Origin of the sequence: Cognatundibacterium aquatile (assembly GCF_014699135.1) — a bacterium.
GTDB lineage: Bacteria > Pseudomonadota > Gammaproteobacteria > Burkholderiales > Burkholderiaceae_D > Undibacterium > Undibacterium aquatile.
Genome location: NZ_JACOFT010000001.1, coordinates 405280 through 426097 on the forward strand (window position 1 = coordinate 405280; position 20818 = coordinate 426097).

Genomic DNA, 20818 nt, shown 5'->3' on the forward strand with positions numbered 1-20818 from the left:
TTGAAGATGAAAACGGCGTTAATCATCCATCATGTCGCTTTTGAAGATGCGGGTAGTTTTCTTGTTTTGCTGAAGGAGATGAATTTTTCTATTCAGGAAGTCAATGCCTGCAACCACAACTGGGCTGAACTCAACCCGCTTGATGCCGATGTTTGTATCGTGCTGGGCGGGCCTATCGGTGCCTACGAAGATCACCATTTCCCATTTTTGCTACAAGAAGTGCATTTTTTACAGCAGCGCCTGCATGCAGACTTGCCGACACTGGGGATATGCCTCGGCGCACAATTGATGGCGCGGGCACTCGGTGCAAGTGTGTATCCGGCCACAACCAAAGAGCTGGGCTGGTATCCGCTAAGGATCACGCAGGAAGGTAAGCATACGTCGGTGCGATATTTTGACGAAAGAGATTGCACGATGTTCCACTGGCACGGCGATACCTTCGATTTACCGTACGGCGCACAATTGCTGGCGTCAAGTGACGCCTGTCAAAATCAGGTATATCAATGGGGAAAACATGCACTGGCGTTTCAATGTCACCCAGAAGTCACTGCCAACGGCCTGGAGGCTTGGTATGTCGGGCACGCCCATGAAATGCTGCATGAAAAACATTCGCCGTCACTGATGCGTCAACAGGCCGCTATCCATGGCCCGAAACTGACACAACAGGCGCGTTTGTTTTTCGCTGAATGGCTTAACGTGTGCGGGCGATGATGCGAACTATTCAAAGCACCATTGATGCAATCTTTATCGGGCAAGCGCGTGCTTTCGGGCCAAATGGTGAAGTCAGCGCTATACAAAAACAGCAGGTCTGGGATGCGGTATCAGTTACTACGTCCGGCTTGCAGGGAGACGAACAGGGTGACAAGTTATATCACGGCGGGCCGGATAAGGCCGTACACCACTATCCGTCTGAACATTACGCCATCTGGCGTGCGCAATTCGGGGACGATGCAGCGTCACGCTTTTGTCCGGGCGGCTTTGGTGAAAATATTTCTACCTCGGGTTGGACTGAGCATAAGGTTTGCATCGGCGATGTCTTTATGCTGGGTACTGCAATACTGCAAGTGACGCAAGCACGTCAGCCGTGCTGGAAACTGAATCTCCGTTTTGAAAACCATCGTATGGCCAGCATCGTGCAAAACAGTTTGCGTACAGGTTGGTATTACCGTGTCCTGCAAGCAGGGTCCGTTGCACCGGGCGATAGCTTGCGTTTGCTTGATCGTACACAACCGGATTGGTCGCTGGCACGTTTGCTACACCACCTGTATATCGATACGATGAATGCACAAGCAATGCAAGCCATGAGTGAACTTGAGGAGCTGACACCCTCGTGGAAAAAAATCGCGCAAGACCGATTAAGAAACGGCAGTGTTGAAGATTGGCAGCGCCGCTTGCAAACACCTGCGATCTTTTGACGTATCAATCATGGCTGGCGGAATTCATCGCAAAAGATCGCATAGGTTCACATTTTTGAGGGGGGCGTATTTTGCAACTGGCTGAATGCCCAGGCTTTACGTTTATATTCTTCGCTTGGGCGGATTCAGGTCAACGTTCTTTCTTCTGGGCGCAGAGTTAAAACCTGTACTCCGTTATGTGTTACCGCTACCGTATGCTCGAACTGCGCGGATAATTTCCCATCCGTCGTAACGACCGCCCAGCCATTTTCTTCCGTCTTAACGGTATGACGACCTTGATTAATCATTGGTTCGATGGTGAACACCATTCCTTCCTGCATTGTCAGTCCGGTGTGCGCTCTTCCCCAGTGCAGCACTTGAGGTGGCTCGTGCATTTCACGACCAATCCCGTGACCGCAATACTCTCTCACGACGGAATAGCCGTTTTGCCGGGCGTGACGCTCGATAGCATGACCGATATCGCCGAGCTGGGCACCCGGACGGACAACGTTGATTCCCTTCCACATTGCTTCGTAGCAGACTTTTACCAGCCGTCTGGCAGCATTCGATACATCGCCGACGAGATAGGTTTTGCTGGAATCAGCGATAAAGTTGTTTTTTTCTAACGTGATATCAAAATTGACGATATCTCCGTTCAGCAAGATATCCGAGGTGGAAGGAACACCATGGCAGACGACGTTGTTGCGTGAAGAATTCAGCGCGTAAGCGTAGTCGTATTGACCTTTGCTTGCCGGACGTGCCTTAAGCTCATTCACAATATATCTATCGACCAAGTCATTTACCTGCATGGTTGACATGCCGATCATGCTCAATTTATCCAGATGGCTAAATACCTGCGCCAGCAGTCTGCCCGACTCCGCCATTAAGGCGATTTCTTCCGGTCGCTTTGTCATATGAATGCTCCGACTATCGCTCTGGTATGAGCATTCCTTTGCTCCCGGGTAAAGGCTTCAGTGACAGTGTGCGGTGGCCTGATATCAATCAAGCTACCAATTTTTATTCCAGCAGATTTTCTATTCATGGTTGCGGTCATCATCGTGTGTGCTGCGTACATCTGGTTGTGCAGATCATTGGAGGTATTCAAAATTCTCAACCTTATAGGGATATATGTAATGTATATTAATTGTATATATTTCGTATATTATCAGCAAGCGATATTTTTTGCACCTATAGTCTGACGGGGTGTCGGCCGGTAAGAATTATTACGGTCTGTTTATCGTTCCAAGTTCGTTTCAATATAATTTCAACGTGCATTTGTAATGCATGCGTGGAAAAACATGAGAGAGCATTAGTGAAATTTCTGGGAGCTCTTTCTTACGCTGACGTGGTAACGTTAGGCTCATTCAGGAGTGTCCGGCATGCTTACTGCAGCGAGGTCTGCCTGGTGTGTAATCAACTTACTTGATCGGTTGGTTTAGAGCCGGGTGCTATTACTAAATTTGGGATGGAGAATTTATGCGTATCGTCAGTGCTGACCACTTTAGCGCTGGATGCCGTGCTGATTCAGTCTCGTCGTATTATTGTGAACCCGTTTTGTGAACAAGCTTGAATACGACGAATTCAGGATAGATTACCTCTGCGATATATGACGACATCCGGCCTTATATTGACTTTGACGTTTCAAGCTGATGTTTGAGTATCGTTCTGTCACAGGCACCTTCCCAGAGTGCAACGACGATACACACCACAACATTGCTGATCGTGCTGGTGACAGCGCGGGCTTCTGACATGAATCTGTCTATGCCAAGCAATAAAACAGCACCTGCCAACGGCAGATCCGGAATGACAGTAAGCGTTGCCAACAGTGTGACGAAGCCACTGCCACTGACACCGGCGGCACCTTTTGATGTCAGCAACATAGTGGCGATCAGACTCAGGATCTGACCGTTGCTGAGTTGTATGTCGCAGGCCTGGGCAATAAACATTGAGGCGAGCGTCAGGTAAATTGCGGTGCCATCGAGGTTAAACGAATACGCCATCGGTAACACCAGTCCTGCTACATCTTTTTTGCAACCGAGCGTTTGTAGTTTTTTCATGAGCGGCGGCAGCACCGGCTCTGATGAGGATGTACCCAATACAACGAGCAACTCTTCCCGGATATAACTCATCAGTTTCCACAGACTGAAACCATGCAGCTTCGCAAGACTTCCAAGAATGACGACGACAAAAACCGCGCAAGCGATGTAGAAATTCAGAATCAGATAACTGAACGCAGCCACAGACTTTATGCCAAAACGTCCAACCGTATAGGCGATAGAGGCGAATGCCGCCAATGGCGCCAGTTTCATGACGTAATCAAAAATGTTAAAACACAGGCGGCTTAACTCATCAATTGTTGTCAGCATACGGTCACCGGGGCGTCGGCTACGGGCGATCGCAAAACCGGTCAGTACCGCAAGCAACAAGACTGGTAAGACCTCGGCCTGGGTAAAAGCACCGACATAGGAATGTGGAATGATGTGGAGAATGAAATCGGCGAAACCCTGATATTCGGCATGACCCAACATCGGCGACAGAGTATTTTTGTCGGTGGCGGTCGGGTGAAAATGCCATCCAGCCCCTGGACGCATGAGGGACGCTGCCAGCCATCCGGTTAACAACGCCAGTAAAGTCAGCAAATAAAAAATCAGCATCGCTTTGACGAGCGTGCTGGTCACTCCGCGACGCTCATTCAGGCTTGCGATACCGCCAGCGATGGTAAAGAACACGAGCGGTGCCAGCATCATTTTGACCAGTTTGATGAATGCATCTCCCAGCGGCTTTAATTCTGTTCCAAGTGCTGGCCAGAAATGACCAAATCCTATGCCGAGAAACACGGCAAGCAAAACTTGCAGATACAAACGTTTGCTCAGAAATGAGAAGGGCAAGGTCATTTCGGCAGCACTGATTTATTCGTTTTACTACTTTGCACCAACATGTCGAATAAGGTTCTGGCTGCTGGTGGCATGATGCGCCCGCGTTTAGAGATCAAGCCTAAGGTTCGGTGGATGGAAGGATTGACTAAGGGAATGCCTACCAGCGTTGCATCCATATATTTTGGCAGCGATAAGCGAGGAACGGCGGCGACTCCCATGCCTGCTTCAACCAGTGCCAGAATGCCAGAGACATGGTTCACTTCATAAAAAATGACGGGGTGTTTTTCTACGCCCGCCAACGCATTGTCGATCAAGCTGCGGTTGCCGCTGGACTTGGAGACCGAGATATAACGCTCGCTGGCAGTTTCTTTCCAGGATAATTTTTTGCGTTTCGCCAGTGCGTGATCATGGCGCATCGCCAGCACATAACTCTCTTTGTAAATTGGGTGAAAATCAATTTCCGGGTCTTCAGCACCGGCAAAGTTAATACCAAAATCCGCCTCGCCAGCCAATATCAGATTCAGCACGTCTTGCGCGCTCTCATCAAATATGCGCACGCGTATTTTGGGGAAGCGCTCGGTAAAACCTTTCAATACGTCGGGCAAAAAATAATGCACGGCTGATGGAACGCACGCCAGGGTCACGATACCGGTGCGGTGTGCGGCCAGATCCGACATGTTCAGTATCGCGCCTTCCAGTTCATCGAGTGCGGTACGGACATTGCTCAGAAATACTCTGCCGATATTAGTCAGTTGCACGCGTCGCGTGGTCCGTTCAAATAATTTGACGCCCAGCATATCTTCCAGCTTTTCAATGCGGCGGCTCAATGCCGGTTGCGATAAAAACAGATCTTCCGCCGCCTGTTTAAAACTGCTGCGTTCTGCGACGGCGACAAAGGCCTGCAGTTCTTGTAAATCGAAATTGATGCGTCCCATGCATTAATCTTAATAAATATTGCAATTCACAAATTATGCCATGTGGCGGATGATGCAGACCAAATAAAAAGTCGGCGGTACGTGAATATTGACCGGCTCAAACCAAGCATTACAGACATCTCAAGGCCTCATTAAGAAGGCAATACCTCGGAGACCACATGAAACCTTCTTATCTCGTCGTTTTGCTGGGCATCAGCAGCGGCGCCTTTGCACAATCTACTGTCACACCGTATGGCATCGCGGATCTTGGCGTGCATTACAGTAACGGCATCAATGCCAGCAATGCGCCTGTCGTATCCGGTTCCACCGGCTCCGTCAGCAGCGGTGTCAATAATACCAGCCGCTGGGGTTTCAAAGGACAAGAGTCTCTTGGTGCTGATATGAGTGTCCTGTTTCAGCTAGAAGGCGGCTTAAACATCGATACCGGCGCATCTGCAAAATCAGACAAGCTATTTGATCGCCTCGCCTTCGTTGGTATTAAAACCGGTTATGGCAGCCTGACCGCCGGCCACCAGGCAACGATACTGTCGGATGCGATATCGACGGTTGATCCGCTGGGGATGCGGTATGCAAGCCTCAACCCGAATATTAATGTCACGGCACTGAGCAATACCGCGTTTGGTACTCATGCGTTTGGCGTCCAGTATGGCACCAGCGGCTACAACGACAATTACTATCGTCTGGACAACATGCTGAAATACACCGGTGACTTTGGTCCGCTGGTGGCGCGGGCGTCATATTCATTTGGTGAAGTGGCGGGCAATAGCAGCGCGTTGTCGAGCATGGGTGTCGGCCTCGCATTTCAACAAGACGGATTGAATATCTCTGGTGCCTGGATGAAATTCAAGAACAGCGCTGACTTTGATTTACAGGCTTATACCCTCGGTGCGGCCTATCAATTGGGTAGCGTGCAACTGAAGGTCAATTTTGGTCAGAACCGCGCCGATACCAGTACAACAAAACAAACCCGCCAACACATCGCCTCTGGCGGTGCTGCACTGGCATTAACCGCAGATCTGACGCTGACATCGGCGTACTACCGCGTCCGTCGTGAAGCCACCGGCTTTGCCGATGATGGCTTTGATCGCAGCTTTATTTATCTGGAAAAATCCCTGTCAAAACGTAGCACTGCGTATATCGAAACTGATTACACAAACTGGAAAGCTAATGCTGCCGGTGTTAGCGGTAACAAAACGAACAGCAGTAACGGTTATGGTCTGACGATAGGTCTGATGCACAAGTTCTGAGCAATGAAAGGAATCACTATGTCGAAGTTTAAGCTTCGTTTCAATATGACGGCAATCACGCTGGCGGTCAGCAGCTTATTTGTTACCAGCCTGGCAGCAGCGGAGGACATTCGCGTCATCAGTTCGGGCGGCTTTGCGCAAGCATACAAAAATCTCGCTTCTGCATATGAAAAGAGTAGTAGCGATAAGCTGATATCTGGCTGGGGGCCATCGATGGGAACAACCGCAAATGCGATCCCGGTGCGTATGGCTCGTGGTGAGAATATTGATGTCGTCATCATGGTAGGTGATTCTCTGGACACCTTGATGAAGGAAGGAAAACTGGTTGCCGGTAGCAAAGTGGTGCTGGCAAATTCACTGATAGCCTGCGCGGTAAAAACGGGGAATGCCAAGCCCGATATCAGCACCGTTGATGGTCTGAAACAAGCATTTTTGCAAGCGCGAACAGTCGCTTATTCCGACAGTGCCAGCGGTGAATACATCAAGCACCAATTGATGAAAAAGCTGGGTATTGCAGAGCAGATGCAGGGCAAGGCAGCACAAATTCCTGCCACACCTGTCGGTGAAATCATCGCTCACGGTGAGGCCGATTTCGGGTGCCAGCAACGTAGTGAATTATTGCCGGTCGCAGGAATTGATATTGTCGGCTTGCTGCCGCAGGAAGTACAACTGAGCACACCTTTCTCTGCAGCCATAGTCAGCGGCAGTAAGGTACAGAAAAACGCACAGGCTTTGCTTGACTTCCTGTCGTCGGAAAAAAATGCCGGTGTGATTGCAGAGACTGGCCTGGCGCCGGTTGCTGCTAAAAAGTAAGACGCTGATTCAGCGTTAATCTTTGTTCGTTTTTTTTATCTTGTTTTGACGGGTTGGCTGTGCAACTGCACGGTCGCCGATTAAAAAGGTTGATAGTATGTCCAGCACAACTTCTAACGCAGTAAGCAACGTCCATCAGGATGGTCATGTTGCGGCAAAACGCCACTCGAAATTTTCTACCGTCATCCGCGTGACGAGTGGAAATTTCATTGAAATGTATGACTTCTTCCTGTTTGGATTTTACGCAACCTATATTGCTAAAGCCTTTTTTCCTGCCAGCAGTGAATACGCGGCGCTGATGATGACATTTGCGACTTTTGGCGCGGGCTTTTTCATGCGGCCGCTGGGCGCGATTATTCTGGGTAGCTATATTGACCGCATCGGTCGCCGCAAAGGCTTGGTGCTGACGCTGGGCATTATGGCTTCGGGTACTGCCATGATCGCTTTTATCCCCGGTTATGCCACCATCGGTTTGCTGGCACCTCTGCTGGTTCTGATTGGTCGTTTGCTGCAGGGCTTCTCTGCCGGGGTTGAACTGGGCGGCGTGTCTGTGTATTTATCCGAAATGGCAACACCGGGTCACAAAGGTTTTTACGTTAGTTGGCAATCAGCCAGTCAACAAGTGGCCATCATTTTCTCCGCAGCGTTGGGATACTTTCTCAATGAAACCTTGAGTAAGGAATTCATTGCGGACTGGGGCTGGCGCATACCTTTCTTCATTGGTTGCTCCATTATTCCGGTAGTTTTCTTCATTCGTCGTTCTTTGCAAGAGACAGAAGAATATCTGGCACAGAAAACGCATCCTACGTTCAGAGAAATGCTGAAAACTATTTCTCTGAACTGGCCACTGGTTGTGACCGGCACCATGCTCATCGTGATGACCACGGTTTCGTTTTACCTGATCACCGTTTATACGCCAACTTTTGGTAAAACCGTACTGAAGCTGACAACAGTCGAGAGTCTGGTGGTGACGCTGTGTGTGGGGGTATCCAACTTTATCTGGTTGCCGGTTATGGGAGCCTTGTCTGACCGAATCGGCAGATGGCCCATCATGGCACTGTTTTCCGGCTTGACTGCTGTGACGGCTTATCCGCTGTTGTCATGGCTGATCGCCAATCCGAGTTTTGAGCATATGCTGCTGGCAGAATTATGGCTGTCGTTCCTGTACGGAAGTTATAACGGTGCGACGATTGTTGCTCTGACCGAAATCATTCCTGTCCGTATCCGTACCACAGGTTTCTCACTGGCGTATAGCCTGGCAACAGCCTTGTTTGGCGGTCTGACACCGCTGGTTTCCACCTGGTTGATAGAAACTACGGGCGATAAGGCATCGCCGGGATACTGGATGGCAATGGCTGGCAGTGTTGGCTTGCTGGCGACTTTCCTGATTTATCGCGGTGTAGTCAAGGAATGTTAATCGCACGGGCTGGCAATTAAAGCCAGTTTTTCAAAGTAAAAAGCATGGCAGATAGTGAGTGAATCACTACTGCCTGCTTTTTTTATTATTTGTACGAGGTTTAAGAAAGCGCATGACTGTCAATTTACCGATATGTGTCTCTGGCTGACAACATTTCTGGAAAAAGGAATTCTGAGTCGCTTCTTATTGTTTGCCATCATCGCTTTTCGTGTGAATGATAGGAGCAGATCTGCCTGTCGCAACGCTGGTGATTACCATTCTGTCGATTCTTTTTTCTGAGCAACGTCAGGACGGCCAGTCATTGGATTCTGTGCAGAATCAAATTCTGGTCCTCCTTCGTGCAAAGAGCATTTGAAAATGAATCCATTACTTCGTCGCGGGAAACGTCGTTGTTAATAGCTTTAAAGGAGCTGATATGAGCTGGTTTCTGAATCTGAAGATTGCGTATAAATTACTGCTTTCTTTTTTTATTGCCCTGAGTCTGACCCTGGCTACAGGCATTTTTGGTATCGTTCAGACCGCACGCCTGAATGCTGCGTCAACGACGGTACTCAACGATACGTTGCCGGGAGTGCGTTATGCGCTGCTGATGAAGGCGACCCTGAACCGTATGCGTGTATCGGAATTGCAGCATATTCTTTCCAGCGAAGAGTCGGATTTCAGTTATTACGAAAAGAGTATTGAATCCCGTACTTCAGAATTTACGGGGTATGAAACAAAATATCGATCTCTGGTCAACTCGGCAGAAGAGAAAAAAATATTCGATACCTTAGATCAGTCGTTTATATCGTATCGCAATGCGGGCAAAAAAGTGCTTGAGCTATCCCGTGCCGGAAATCAGGATGAGGCGCGGAAAGCGATCCGTGGTGATTCCGTAAAATTATTTCGATCTGTGAACGATCTCGTCGATAAACTGGTGGAGATGAGTCAGGCTGAAAGCGAGCGTGCACTGGTCACCAACGATGATTTGTTTTCGTCTTCACGCTCGTGGATTATTGGAATTATGAGTGCGGCAATGGTGCTCAGCGTGATTCTGGCTTTATGGATTGCACGCCTGATCAGCCGACCACTGCGTGCGGCAGTCACTATGGCGGAAAGTGCTGCCAGCGGTGATCTGACGGTATCGATTGAGGCTGAATCAGACGATGAGATCGGTCAGTTACTGCGCGCGATGAAAACGATGAATGCAAGCCTGCAAAGACTGGTGGGACAGGTTCGCGAGGGTACGGATGCAATCAATACCGCTTCTCAGGAGATCGCGACCGGCAACCTTGATTTGTCTGCGCGTACCGAACAGCAGGCGGGATCTCTTGAGGAAACCGCATCGGCGATGGAAGAGTTAACGTCGACGGTAAAGCAGAATGCAGACAATGCGCGACACGCCAATAGTCTGGCCGGCTCTGCCACAACGGTCGCAGGCAAAGGTGGAGAGGTCGTTGGCGAAGTGATTGCGACCATGAGTTCCATCAATGAGTCTTCCCGCAAAATTGTGGACATTATCAGCGTGATTGATGGTATCGCGTTCCAAACAAATATTCTGGCACTGAATGCTGCAGTAGAGGCAGCTCGCGCCGGAGAACAGGGACGTGGTTTTGCCGTGGTGGCGAGCGAAGTCCGGAATCTGGCTCAGCGTAGTGCCGCAGCAGCTAAAGAAATTAAGGATTTGATTAACGATTCAGTAGAAAAAGTGGCGGCTGGTAGCAAGCTGGTGAATCAGGCAGGAAGCACCATGGATGAAGTGGTTGATAGTGTGCGTAAAGTCAGCGATATCGTCAATGAAATCAGTGCGGCGACACAAGAGCAAAGCATAGGAATTGAGGAAGTGAATAACGCCATCATCAAGATGGATGAAGTGACTCAGCAAAATGCTGCATTGGTGGAAGAGGCCGCAGCGGCAGCACAATCCATGCAGGATCAGGCCGTGCATTTGACGAATGCCGTCAGTGTCTTCCGGTTGGATGCGACTTCAGTCTCCCGTGTTACCCGCAGACTGGGACAGTAATTGCCTGACTCTGCAGCGCGGCTGAATCTGTTTCAGCCGCGCGCTATGGCAGATGATCCGTTGTAGAGACGTTCTTCAGAATTTATGCATCAGACCCAGGGTGACACCATACCCGTTGGATTTATTTGCCTGCGTTCCGGTTGTGCCAGCTGCATTACCGTTCCATTTGGTTGAATCAAGCTCGACATATAAAGTGCTGCGCTTTGACATTTCCTGTTCAAGATAGGCAACGACGCGATCAAACCCATCCGAGGTAAAGCCGGTGCTGTCGCGTCGTACACGATAATACGCGGCGGTCAGCGACAGGCCGGGGCGAATCACGACGTTGCCGCCGCCTGAATAGATATTTTCTTTTGTTTCCTTATTGATTGCCGTTTCTGCCTTGTTATTGCCATAATTGGCTTTGAGTGTGAATTCACCAAAGTTATAGGCGGCGCCCAGCGTATAGGCGTCAAGGCTGAAACTGGCACTGTTTTTCAATTTCATATACGCGCCAGAAACAGCCAGGCCATCTTGCTGATAGCTCAGACCCGCGCCCACTGTCGACAACGCGCTAGTGTTTCCCGCCACTTCACCAAATGAATAGGAGACGCGAGTTGTCACCGGACCAAAGTCACTGGTGAATTTCAGCATATTGTCCAGACGATAGTAATTGTCGTTGTAGCCGCTGGTGCCGTATTGCATTCCAAAAGCATGAGTGCCAAAAGCCGTATTACTTAATGCGGTCACGTTGATGTTAGGGTTGAAACTGGCAAAGCGCATTCCTAAAGGATCGACCGGCGATATCGCATCCGATAATATCGTCGCCTGACGCCCGGCCGTCAGTACGCCGGCGCTGGTCTTTAAGCCAACAAATGCGATCCGGTCAAACAACTTATCCGATTTGGCAGAACCACCCGTATCAATATTCAGGCCGCCTTCAAGCTGGAAAAGTGCTGACATATCATTTCCCAACGTCTCCTGACCTTTGATGCCCCAGCGACTGGTATTGTTGATGCCGCTGCTCATAGCCGTGGTGGAATTCGATGCTGTGGGAGCATTGCTGGCGTTTAATCCATTACTGTAATGAATGCCAAGGTCTGCGATGCCATACAGCACGACATTCGATTGTGCTGAAACAGTTGGTGAAAAGGCAGACATTCCTGCCAGACTTATTCCGGATAAAAATAAACGCGTTTTCATAGTGTCCTCTTCGTATATTGTTGAGTTCAGGCCTGCGATTACTATCGACGTTTCTTTTCTTCTGACACACGGGGTGAAACACACTACGGATGAATCTGCTGCGTAAAATCACTTTTTTATCTGACTGTAATTCAGCTACAGTTTTTCACAGGAAGTGTCGCTGTTGCGTTGTCGTTTTTCATTTGCTCAGATTCTGCAGTCGTTGCCAGTCGCTGCAATTCTCCAGTTGCCGCGAGCTGACTGATTGTTGTGGCCAGACTCGCTGCCAACGCTTTATGTTTGATATTCAGATAGTGGTGAGCGGGTTGTACCAGCAAGACGATTTTTTCCGAAACAATGTCATTGATCATTGTTTTTTTCATTGCCCGGTCTGCGCTATATCTGGAGTCCACCGCGACATCAATACGACCAGCGGTCAACATTTTGAAGAGACTTTCTGATGTATCGGCAAACGTAATGTCGTTTAGCCCTTCGGTCGCATTTTGCGCATTAATAATTCCGCGCACGACACCAACTCTGAGTGGCTTTAAATCGCTTTTTTTCTGAATAGTCAGATTGCGGGTTTTTAATGTGTACGCCAGAGTTTCAACAACAATATAAGGCGGATCAATACGTATTAACTCTGGATGTGATGCTGCGTAATTGGGTGGCCGCAATACTTCGCCGTCTATGTTTCCAGCCTTAGCCTCTTTGGTTGCGCGCAGTGGCGGCAGGTTGATAATACAAAACTCCAGCTTCGTCTGTTTGTATACTTCGCGAAGTATGGATGCTGCAATCATGCCAGTGGCAGAGTCGACGTTGACAGAAATATGTAAATTTCCAGGTGTTTCAGCCGCAACACTTGTTGAAATTAACGCCGTCATTATCTGCATCAACAAGTTCATCGTTTGTCTCATACCTGAACGCGTTATGTTTAGAATAGTAAGCAATCCCGGATACGTTTCAGCAATTGCAGAGCATTGTAGTGTTGACGCAGTCGATTGTCGTCTTGTAATCCGACTTGCCCTTTATGGCTATAAATGTTGCCACATTCCTTCGTGTATGGCTGTGGCGTCGGTACAAATATTTCTGTATCTGTTTATATAGTTACCGCAGGCAAGATTGCTCCCGCCAGCTTCCCGCTGTCTTTCTTTATGCCTGCGTTGATCTGTCCGCAGGCTTAGATGTCTGCTGCCAGAAGTCATTTTTTTGATCTCGAAAGACTGATAGAAAGTGCGCATTACAGTGGCGACAGGCCGATCAGCACAGCAAGCGTAATATCATGGCGCTGCGAATTTTTTCGTATCAATCAGTTGATCTATGAGTTTTTTGACCCGGATCAATGATTTTAAAAAAGCATCAGTCTTCGTTTGACTATACTATATTTAGTGATTATTCTAAATTCAACTACTAAATATTGTGTATTTGGATAACGATAATGACTGAGCAATTTTGTGAATCGCAGACACAGGTAATCAAGCGGGATGGCAGCATCAGCGCATTTGATGCAAAGAAAATTGAATTTGCCCTGCAGCGCGCAGGTCAGGCGAGTGGTGAATTTGATTTATGCGTGGCGAGTGATTTGTGCGCACAGGTAATGCAAAGTAATGCGATGGTAAACGCTACGCCGCTACTGCATATCGAGCAGATTCAGGACGTAGTCGAATCAGTCATATTTGAGTCCGGTTATCGCCAGACCTTGCGCGCCTATATTGTTTATCGCGAACAGCACCAACGTTTGCGGCATGATCAACACACCCTCGTTGATGTCGAGTCATCCATCAATGAATACCTGCAGCGTCAGGACTGGCGTGTCAATGCGAATGCCAATCAGGGGTACTCGCTCGGCGGTCTGATTCTGAATGTCTCCGGCAAAGTCATTGCGAATTACTGGCTGAGTCATGTGTATCCGCCAGAAGTCGGTATGGCACACCGGGAAGCGGATCTGCATATTCATGATCTGGATATGCTGGCTGGCTACTGCGCCGGATGGTCTTTACGTACCTTGTTGAACGAAGGCTTGAACGGCGTGCCTGGTAAGGTCGAATCTGCGCCGCCAAAACATTTATCGAGCGCAGTCGGCCAGATCGTGAATTTTCTCGGGACATTGCAAAATGAATGGGCGGGCGCTCAGGCATTCAGTTCTTTCGATACCTATCTGGCGCCTTTCGTGCGCAAGGATGCATTGAGTTACGCCAGTGTTAAACAGTGTATGCAGGAGCTGATTTACAACCTGAATGTGCCGTCACGCTGGGGCACTCAGACGCCTTTTACGAATCTGACTTTCGACTGGGTGTGCCCGGCTGATTTACGTGATCAGATACCTGTGATCGCTGGCATCGAAATGCCATTTTCCTACGGTGAATTACAGGCCGAAATGGACATGATTAACCGTGCATACATCGAAGTGATGATGGCCGGTGATGCAAAAGGGCGCGCGTTCACCTTTCCTATTCCTACCTATAACATGACCGAGGATTTTGACTGGTACAGCCCGAACGCCGAACGTCTGTTTGAAATGACGGCACGTTATGGCTTGCCGTATTTTCAGAATTTCATTAACTCTGAACTCAAGCCGAACATGATACGTTCTATGTGTTGTCGCTTGCAGCTGGATCTGCGTGAATTGCTGAAGCGCGGTAACGGTTTGTTTGGCTCTGCTGAACAGACCGGATCGCTCGGTGTGGTCACGATTAACTGCGCCCGTCTCGGTTATCGTTATCGAGGTAATGAGTCTGCCTTGCTGACAGCACTGGATCATTTGCTGGAACTCGGAAAAAACAGCCTGGAAATAAAGCGCAAAGTGATACAGCGGCACATGGATAACGGCCTGTTCCCTTATACCAAGCGCTATCTGGGAACCTTGCGTAATCACTTTTCGACGCTGGGTGTGAACGGTATCAACGAGATGATACGTAACTTCACTGCCGGTGAAGACGATATCAGCAGCGCTGCTGGCCATGCGATGGCGATCCGTCTGCTGGATCATATCCGCGCCAGAATGCTGGAATTTCAGGACGAGACCGGCCATATGTACAATCTGGAAGCGACACCTGCGGAAGGAACAACCTACCGTTTTGCGAAAGAAGACCGCAAGCGCTTTCCGGATATTCTGCAGGCCGGTACGGCCGAGATGCCTTACTACACAAATTCATCACAATTACCGGTCGGCTTTACCGAAGATCCATTTGAAGCGCTGGAGCTGCAAGACGATTTGCAGCGTAAATATACTGGCGGCACCGTACTGCATCTGTATATGACCGAAGCCTTATCCAGTGCAGAAGCATGCCGGCAACTGGTGCAGCGCTCACTGAGCCGTTTCAGGCTGCCGTACATCACAGTAACGCCGACTTTTTCCATTTGTCCTAAGCATGGATATCTGCAGGGAAACCATCCATTCTGTCCGAAATGTGATGACGAGATCATTGCCCGCAAACGCATGACAGCCATGCAAACTACCACCAACTAACCAGAGGTCATTCATCATGTCATTACTTCATACCGCTCAAACTACAGAAAAACATACCGTTGTACTCAATGACGAAGAACGTCAGCCATGTGAAATATGGACACGGGTGATGGGTTACCATCGCCCGGTCAGTTCTTTCAACACCGGGAAAAAAGGGGAGTTCTGCGAGCGTACTTATTTCACCGAAAATGCCGCTCAGCTGCGATAACCGTGGCATGCGGAACAACCTGAGAATTGGCGGATTCACTCCTTTCAGCGCAACAGATTATCCGGGGAAACTCGCTGCTGTGGTGTTTGTACAAGGATGTCCCTGGCGTTGTTCCTATTGTCATAATCCACATTTACAGGAACGCGGAACCGCAACGGATCAGACTTGGGAGGTTATCCGTAGTTTTTTGTCACGTCGAACCGGATTGATTGATGCGGTCGTTTTCAGCGGCGGCGAAGCGACGATGGATCCCGCTTTAGCATTGGCAATGAAAGAGGTTCGCGAACTCGGTTTTCAGGTGGGTTTGCACACTGCCTGCATTTATCCCAAACAGTTAGAGCGTGTGTTGCCGTTGCTGAACTGGGTTGGCTTCGACGTTAAGGCACCGTTGGCGGACTACGCAGCTATTACCGGTGTGCAGGGCAGCGACCGTGCAGTTCACCAATGCGCAGAAATGATACTTGCCAGCGGCGTTGATTACGAATGCCGGACCACCATACATCCGACCTTACTCAGTGAACAGAAAATAATGGCGCTGGCGCTGGAACTGTCGGCAATCGGTGTGCAACATTACGTACTGCAGAAATTCCGCACACAGGGATGCCAGACAAAGGCTTTGAACCAGGTGCTGATCGCCGATTATCCTTCACTGCCATTGCAGGAAAAAATACGTGAGCTTTTCCCCACATTGCTGATACGTGCGTAAACGGGCATGCTGGCCTCACTCAGGCTGGCAATGCTCATGGTTCAGGTGTTTGCATGGCAGCACGCGCATTTCCGGGAGCCAGACAGCGGTCTATCGTTAACAGCAGGGTATTAATTTCCAGCGGCTTGGTGAGGTAAGAATGGAAACCGGCGTTGAGCCCCTTTTCAATATCCTGACTCATTGCATTCGCTGTCAATGCAATAAATGTCGTACAACGCAGATGGGTATCGGCTTTCATCTGATGCAATACCGCGTAGCCATCCATCTCTGGCATGTTAATGTCGAGCAGCACAATATCCGGCTGATGCTGGTGCGCCAGCTCAATGCCTGCTTGCGGTGTTTGTGCTGTCAGTAATTGCATGCCAGATCGTAAGCCGAGGATTTGTCTGACGAGTTTCAGATTGACCGGACTATCATCGATATACAGGATGACCGCATTTTTTCCCCAGGCGCAGACTGGTTCGTCAGACAGTTGCGGTACAACATGCATAGGCGCGGCAGGAATGGCGTCACCTGGAAGCTCAATCCAGAAGCAACTGCCGTGATTTAATTTACTCTCCACGCCGATTTTTCCATGCATCAGTTCGGTCAGTTTTTGCGTGATCGTCAGACCAATACCTGTGCCTTCAGTATTTCCCAGTTCTACGCCAAGCCGGTTGAATGCCTGAAACAGTTCACCCATCTTATCCGGATGAATGCCGATGCCAGTATCGGTCACAGAAAGCCGCATATTTCCGGAAGACTGTATTGCGGCATCGACCTGCACGTTACCACCGGTGTAGTTATATTTGATGGCGTTGGACAGCAGATTCAATACAACCTGTTTTAAGCGGACACGATCGGCACGCACGGCGACGGGCGAGGTAATCAGCGATTGCATCGATATTTTTCTTTCTGCCGCTAACGGGCGGATCAGATCGAAGCATTCTGTAATCAGGTCTTCAAGGTTGACAGGTTCCAGCGACAGGCGCACATGGCCACCTTCTATTTTGGCCAGTTCCAGCACTTCATTGACGAGCTCCAGCAGATGTCGCCCCCCTTTCAGAATTTCCTGTACATGATCCTGTTGGGCGGGAGTCAGTGGAGCTTCATAGCCCAGCATCTGGGCGAAGCCGAGAATAGCGTTCAAGGGTGTGCGCAATTCATGGCTCATGCTGGAGAAAAATTCTGACTTTGCCTGATTTGCTTTATCAGCCGCCTCTCGCGCCAGGGCGAGTTCGTTTCTGCGGGAGATTTCCTGGCTGAAATCAGTCCAGATATTAAAGATGTATTGAATTTCATCAAGATCATTTTTGATAAAACCGATGTTGCTCATGGTGATGAAAACGGAACTATCTTTGCGCCGGTGCGGCAATTCCCCTACCCAGTTTTTACCGCTTCGGATACACCTGCCCACTTCCTGCGTAATGTCTTTCGCCTGTGCTTCTGCTAAAGCAAAACTGAAATGCTGGCCGATTATTTCCGCGTCGGTATACCCCAGCATTTTTTCCAGAGCGTGATTCTGATACAGCAGATAGCCTTTGCCATCGCAGATGCCGACACACTGATTACTGGCATGAAAAACCCGACGGAATAACTCCAGACGGTCTTCTATCGCCTTGCGTTCAGTGATGTCGGTGATAAAGGCAGTGAAATAAAAATGTCGTCCTAATTTGTGATGAGTGAAGGTCAGCTCAACTGGAAATTCTGTGCCGTTTTTATGTAATGCGCTTGTCTCTATGCGTTTATTTAATATCAGTCCCTCACCTAACGCCAGAAAGCGTTTCATTCCGTACTGAAAATACTCGCGGTTTTTGGGGGGCGTAATAGTGTCATTTAATACCAGCCCCAGCGCTTCGGCCCTTGTCCAGCCCAGCATTTGTTCTGCCCGCGGATTCCAGTCGGATACTCTGCCCCGGGAGTCGATGGTGATAATCGCGTCCTGTGACGAATTTAAAATTCCCCGCAGCTGAAACTGCGTCTCGTAGATCGTGCGTGCAGACTGATTTGAATAGTAGCCAACGGCGATAAATGCCATGCTACTGGCCAGCAAGATCAGAATCAGCATGAGTTCCTTGCTGTCACCGGACAGCCATATCGCAACGACAGGAGGCAGCAGATTGGCGATGATAAATCCGCGCATGGCATGAAACTGTTTTGCTACTGTACTGACCGAAACGGCACTGACGCACAATAGGGTGCCGATAAAAAAGGCTGGCAGAACGCCGCTGCTGTGAGGAAGTAATAAGACAGGTCCCAGAGACCACGCTGCACCATGCGTCGTTGCCTGTACAAAAAATATTTTCTGCCATTTTTTGATGGCGGAACCGGACGGTGCTGCCTTTTTAAAGAACTGATATTGCACATGTCCGAGTGCTGCGCTTCCTAATACAGCGGCGATCCAGAGTAACAATTGCGGGACGGGAACGATGCCCCAAACGATAGCGCCACCGAAGACCGCAGTAATCACAGCCATCGTCTGATTCAGTGGCTCCTGGCTGTATGTTGCGTACAGCAGGTGCGCCTCGACATCACATTCCTGATCGTCAGCGGGGCGCAAAGTATTGATTAAAAGATTCTGCATGCCTGTTTTTTATATTTTCGGATCGCATGTTTATTGATCAGGTTTTCATGGGCTTTGGTGTGTATGTGCCACACATCATTCCATTGTAATTCTTTAAAATAATTGCCAATGTGAAATTTGGTCAAAAAAGCAGTAATCTGAAACGCGATGCCGTCATATGTCGGTATGATCAAGTGACAATATCGGCAGATGTTCAGCTCAAGGTAAACCGTTGTCCGTGAGTGGAGCCGAGGGACATCTTTTTTGAATTAGGCTGATCTGTCTTTTTAAAAATGTTATAAATGCAAAGCGGAATGACGACAGCGTGCTGTGAAGACATTGCTTGCGTCGGAAAATAGAATAAATCGAATAGATCGGAGACCTATACATCCTGTATCTGTGGATGGCAGCAGGGTTCAGCGCTTGCCATGAATAAATGAGGGTGGGAACTTTCCCCAAATACAACAGATACACTGCGTGACCTCCATTTGTTATTTCTTCCAGTACCTTGCATTTGTTTTAGTAATCAACAGTCAGTGTCGTAGCAGTATCTGGTTTCAGGCATTTGCTGTCAGGCGTACAACTGGTATGTGCGCAGACAGCCGGTAATTTTTCTCAGATTGATGGTCGGAGTTTTTTGCATGTCTGTTATGAAGACACTCATCAGGTACAGCCTTGATCTGGTACTCGGATCGGGAAAGGCGATGCGCATCCGTACCAGCCAGTTTGTACTTGCCGCATTGCTGATGCTGGCGAGCATTGGTGTCTTATTTTTCATGAAATCGGTGGGTATTGGCGGGATGGGCGACGTGCGATTGTGGGCCGCCTGTTCAACCGCAGGTCTGATGATCGTGTATGCGCTGATACGCAGTGGCTATTCCTTGCGCTGGGCTGATCCTTCATTGGCATTTGTGCAGATGCTGTTTGCGATTGCCTGCAATGCTGCAGCGTTCGCGCTGGCCGGTGATGGCCGGGGCGTGACCTTACCGTTGCTGGCCGTGATTCTGATGTTCGGCATGTTTGGTTTATCCATACAGCAGGTGATTACCGTTGCGGTGTACGGCCTGATGCTGTTTGCTGAAGCGATTCTTTTTTCTCTGCTGCGGGAGACAGAAAGAACGACCTACTATTTGTATGGTGCCTACTATTTCATGGTGGTGATTGTGCTTGCTAGTTCCACTTTTTTGACCTGGCGACTGTGCGAAATGCGTGAGCACATGCGGCATCAGAAGCTGCAACTGACACAGGCGCTGGAAAAAATTCAGCAAACCGCTAACTATGATGAACTTACCGGTGCAGCAAACCGGCGGCATATGCTGCAACTGATACAGTACGAAAGCCAGCGTTCCGATCGTTCTGCGAACCCGTTGCTGGTAGCGATGCTGGACATCGATTATTTCAAACGCATCAATGATACTTATGGTCATCAGGCCGGCGATGTCGCATTACAGAAATTTACTAAAACCGTGCAGGAAAAAATCCGCGTTACCGATACTCTGGCACGCTGGGGCGGTGAGGAATTTCTGATTTTACTGACAGAGACTGAACTCGACGTCGGACTGATTTGCCTGGAACGTGTGCGTGCCGCAGTCGCAGCCGATGTTGTCAAATTCGCCGGTTCATGGATCAGTCTGACCGTCTCTATCGGTGTGACCAGATACCAGCCAGGAGAGGCGTTCGAGAAAACTCTCACCCGTGCCGACGAGGCACTGTATGCAGCAAAAGCACAGGGCAGAAATCAGATCGTTTGTCTGCAGCAATCGGCAGACACGGTTGATTCTATGCCTGACATAAGTAAAGTGAAGGCTGGGTGAATATTCACTGGTAAGTCGAGCCACCACTAGTAGTAGCTTGTTATCTCCAATGCTGTTCAACCGGTATAACAAAAGCGGCTGCTGTCTTCCCCGTCTATCCGATAGCTACATTTACTTGCGGTAATGACGCCTTTTCCAATATGGAAAGCGGCTTAATTCAAAGCGATCACTGCTTGGCCCTCTCCTTTGCGCTGATAGTTCACTTTCAATTTGCCTGTTCTGATGTCGTCGTCT

At 49.2% G+C, this 20818-nt stretch carries 16 protein-coding genes; 10 read left to right on the forward strand and 6 right to left on the reverse strand.

Going from position 1 to position 20818, the window contains the following annotated elements; all coding sequences use genetic code 11:
* Nucleotides 1–6 precede the first annotated feature (6 nt).
* Nucleotides 7–711: a glutamine amidotransferase gene (locus tag H8K26_RS01840; RefSeq protein ID WP_190476960.1), complete on the forward strand. Its 705-nt coding sequence runs from the start codon at nt 7–9 to the stop codon at nt 709–711.
* Nucleotides 708–1415 carry an MOSC domain-containing protein gene (locus H8K26_RS01845; protein ID WP_317889230.1) on the forward strand — a complete coding sequence of 236 codons (708 nt, stop codon included), beginning with the start codon at nt 708–710 and terminating at the stop codon, nt 1413–1415. Before H8K26_RS01840 ends, H8K26_RS01845 begins: the two co-directional genes overlap by 4 nt.
* A gap of 125 nt (nt 1416–1540) precedes the next feature.
* Here H8K26_RS01845 and map read toward each other — a convergent pair whose 3' ends face one another.
* The 3 genes from map to H8K26_RS01860 form a co-directional block, all read right to left on the reverse strand.
* Complete coding sequence (map, locus tag H8K26_RS01850; RefSeq protein WP_190476962.1) at nt 1541–2308, reverse strand: type I methionyl aminopeptidase; 768 nt, start codon at nt 2306–2308, stop codon at nt 1541–1543.
* 708 nt (nt 2309–3016) lie between these two features.
* The gene (locus H8K26_RS01855; protein ID WP_223826785.1) at nt 3017–4282 is read right to left on the reverse strand and encodes a cation:dicarboxylate symporter family transporter; all 1266 of its coding nucleotides are present in this window, start codon (nt 4280–4282) and stop codon (nt 3017–3019) included.
* A gap of 2 nt (nt 4283–4284) precedes the next feature.
* Entirely contained in the window at nt 4285–5205 is a 921-nt protein-coding gene (locus H8K26_RS01860; RefSeq protein ID WP_186883875.1) for a LysR family transcriptional regulator, read from the reverse strand.
* A 158-nt stretch (nt 5206–5363) separates the two neighbouring features.
* On the opposite strand from H8K26_RS01860, the gene H8K26_RS01865 reads away from it, so the two are divergent.
* The 4 genes from H8K26_RS01865 to H8K26_RS01880 all read left to right on the forward strand — a co-directional run bounded on the left by H8K26_RS01865 (nt 5364) and on the right by H8K26_RS01880 (nt 10684).
* The gene (locus tag H8K26_RS01865; protein WP_190476967.1) at nt 5364–6452 is read left to right on the forward strand and encodes a porin; all 1089 of its coding nucleotides are present in this window, start codon (nt 5364–5366) and stop codon (nt 6450–6452) included.
* 18 nt (nt 6453–6470) lie between these two features.
* Nucleotides 6471–7265: a substrate-binding domain-containing protein gene (locus tag H8K26_RS01870; RefSeq protein WP_223826786.1), complete on the forward strand. Its 795-nt coding sequence runs from the start codon at nt 6471–6473 to the stop codon at nt 7263–7265.
* Between the two features lie 97 nt (nt 7266–7362).
* The gene (gene tcuC, locus H8K26_RS01875) at nt 7363–8682 is read left to right on the forward strand and encodes an MFS transporter (protein WP_190476971.1); all 1320 of its coding nucleotides are present in this window, start codon (nt 7363–7365) and stop codon (nt 8680–8682) included.
* 415 nt (nt 8683–9097) lie between these two features.
* Complete coding sequence (locus H8K26_RS01880; protein WP_190476973.1) at nt 9098–10684, forward strand: methyl-accepting chemotaxis protein; 1587 nt, start codon at nt 9098–9100, stop codon at nt 10682–10684.
* 75 nt (nt 10685–10759) lie between these two features.
* On the opposite strand, the gene H8K26_RS01885 is transcribed toward H8K26_RS01880, so the two are convergent.
* Nucleotides 10760–11866: a porin gene (locus H8K26_RS01885; RefSeq protein ID WP_223826787.1), complete on the reverse strand. Its 1107-nt coding sequence runs from the start codon at nt 11864–11866 to the stop codon at nt 10760–10762.
* Between the two features lie 131 nt (nt 11867–11997).
* Nucleotides 11998–12750: a substrate-binding periplasmic protein gene (locus tag H8K26_RS01890; RefSeq protein WP_190476975.1), complete on the reverse strand. Its 753-nt coding sequence runs from the start codon at nt 12748–12750 to the stop codon at nt 11998–12000.
* Between the two features lie 533 nt (nt 12751–13283).
* On the opposite strand from H8K26_RS01890, the gene H8K26_RS01895 reads away from it, so the two are divergent.
* From H8K26_RS01895 to H8K26_RS01905, 3 genes are read left to right on the forward strand one after another with little or no spacing between them, the layout of a single operon-like run.
* Nucleotides 13284–15314 carry a ribonucleoside triphosphate reductase gene (locus tag H8K26_RS01895; protein WP_190476977.1) on the forward strand — a complete coding sequence of 677 codons (2031 nt, stop codon included), beginning with the start codon at nt 13284–13286 and terminating at the stop codon, nt 15312–15314.
* 16 nt (nt 15315–15330) lie between these two features.
* On the forward strand, nt 15331–15522 hold the full coding sequence (nrdD, locus tag H8K26_RS01900) for an anaerobic ribonucleoside-triphosphate reductase (protein WP_190476980.1): 192 nt from the start codon (nt 15331–15333) through the stop codon (nt 15520–15522).
* Between the two features lie 7 nt (nt 15523–15529).
* Entirely contained in the window at nt 15530–16228 is a 699-nt protein-coding gene (locus H8K26_RS01905) for an anaerobic ribonucleoside-triphosphate reductase activating protein (RefSeq protein WP_190476981.1), read from the forward strand.
* 34 nt (nt 16229–16262) lie between these two features.
* Here the strand turns inward: H8K26_RS01905 and H8K26_RS01910 are convergent, their stop codons facing one another.
* Nucleotides 16263–18791: a PAS domain S-box protein gene (locus tag H8K26_RS01910; RefSeq protein WP_190476983.1), complete on the reverse strand. Its 2529-nt coding sequence runs from the start codon at nt 18789–18791 to the stop codon at nt 16263–16265.
* A gap of 620 nt (nt 18792–19411) precedes the next feature.
* On the opposite strand from H8K26_RS01910, the gene H8K26_RS01915 reads away from it, so the two are divergent.
* Nucleotides 19412–20584: a GGDEF domain-containing protein gene (locus H8K26_RS01915; RefSeq protein WP_190476985.1), complete on the forward strand. Its 1173-nt coding sequence runs from the start codon at nt 19412–19414 to the stop codon at nt 20582–20584.
* The last annotated feature ends 234 nt before the right edge of the window (nt 20585–20818 follow it).

Coding starts and splice junctions, on each gene's coding strand:
- H8K26_RS01890 (WP_190476975.1), bottom strand. CDS start 12,750: ATGAACTTGTTGATGCAGATAATGACGGCGTTAATTTCAACAAGTGTT.
- H8K26_RS01870 (WP_223826786.1), top strand. CDS start 6,471: ATGTCGAAGTTTAAGCTTCGTTTCAATATGACGGCAATCACGCTGGCG.
- H8K26_RS01885 (WP_223826787.1), bottom strand. CDS start 11,866: ATGAAAACGCGTTTATTTTTATCCGGAATAAGTCTGGCAGGAATGTCT.
- H8K26_RS01865 (WP_190476967.1), top strand. CDS start 5,364: ATGAAACCTTCTTATCTCGTCGTTTTGCTGGGCATCAGCAGCGGCGCC.
- nrdD (WP_190476980.1), top strand. CDS start 15,331: ATGTCATTACTTCATACCGCTCAAACTACAGAAAAACATACCGTTGTA.
- H8K26_RS01895 (WP_190476977.1), top strand. CDS start 13,284: ATGACTGAGCAATTTTGTGAATCGCAGACACAGGTAATCAAGCGGGAT.
- H8K26_RS01840 (WP_190476960.1), top strand. CDS start 7: ATGAAAACGGCGTTAATCATCCATCATGTCGCTTTTGAAGATGCGGGT.
- H8K26_RS01860 (WP_186883875.1), bottom strand. CDS start 5,205: ATGGGACGCATCAATTTCGATTTACAAGAACTGCAGGCCTTTGTCGCC.
- H8K26_RS01915 (WP_190476985.1), top strand. CDS start 19,412: ATGTCTGTTATGAAGACACTCATCAGGTACAGCCTTGATCTGGTACTC.
- H8K26_RS01845 (WP_317889230.1), top strand. CDS start 708: ATGATGCGAACTATTCAAAGCACCATTGATGCAATCTTTATCGGGCAA.
- H8K26_RS01905 (WP_190476981.1), top strand. CDS start 15,530: ATGCGGAACAACCTGAGAATTGGCGGATTCACTCCTTTCAGCGCAACA.
- H8K26_RS01880 (WP_190476973.1), top strand. CDS start 9,098: ATGAGCTGGTTTCTGAATCTGAAGATTGCGTATAAATTACTGCTTTCT.
- tcuC (WP_190476971.1), top strand. CDS start 7,363: ATGTCCAGCACAACTTCTAACGCAGTAAGCAACGTCCATCAGGATGGT.
- map (WP_190476962.1), bottom strand. CDS start 2,308: ATGACAAAGCGACCGGAAGAAATCGCCTTAATGGCGGAGTCGGGCAGA.
- H8K26_RS01910 (WP_190476983.1), bottom strand. CDS start 18,791: ATGCAGAATCTTTTAATCAATACTTTGCGCCCCGCTGACGATCAGGAA.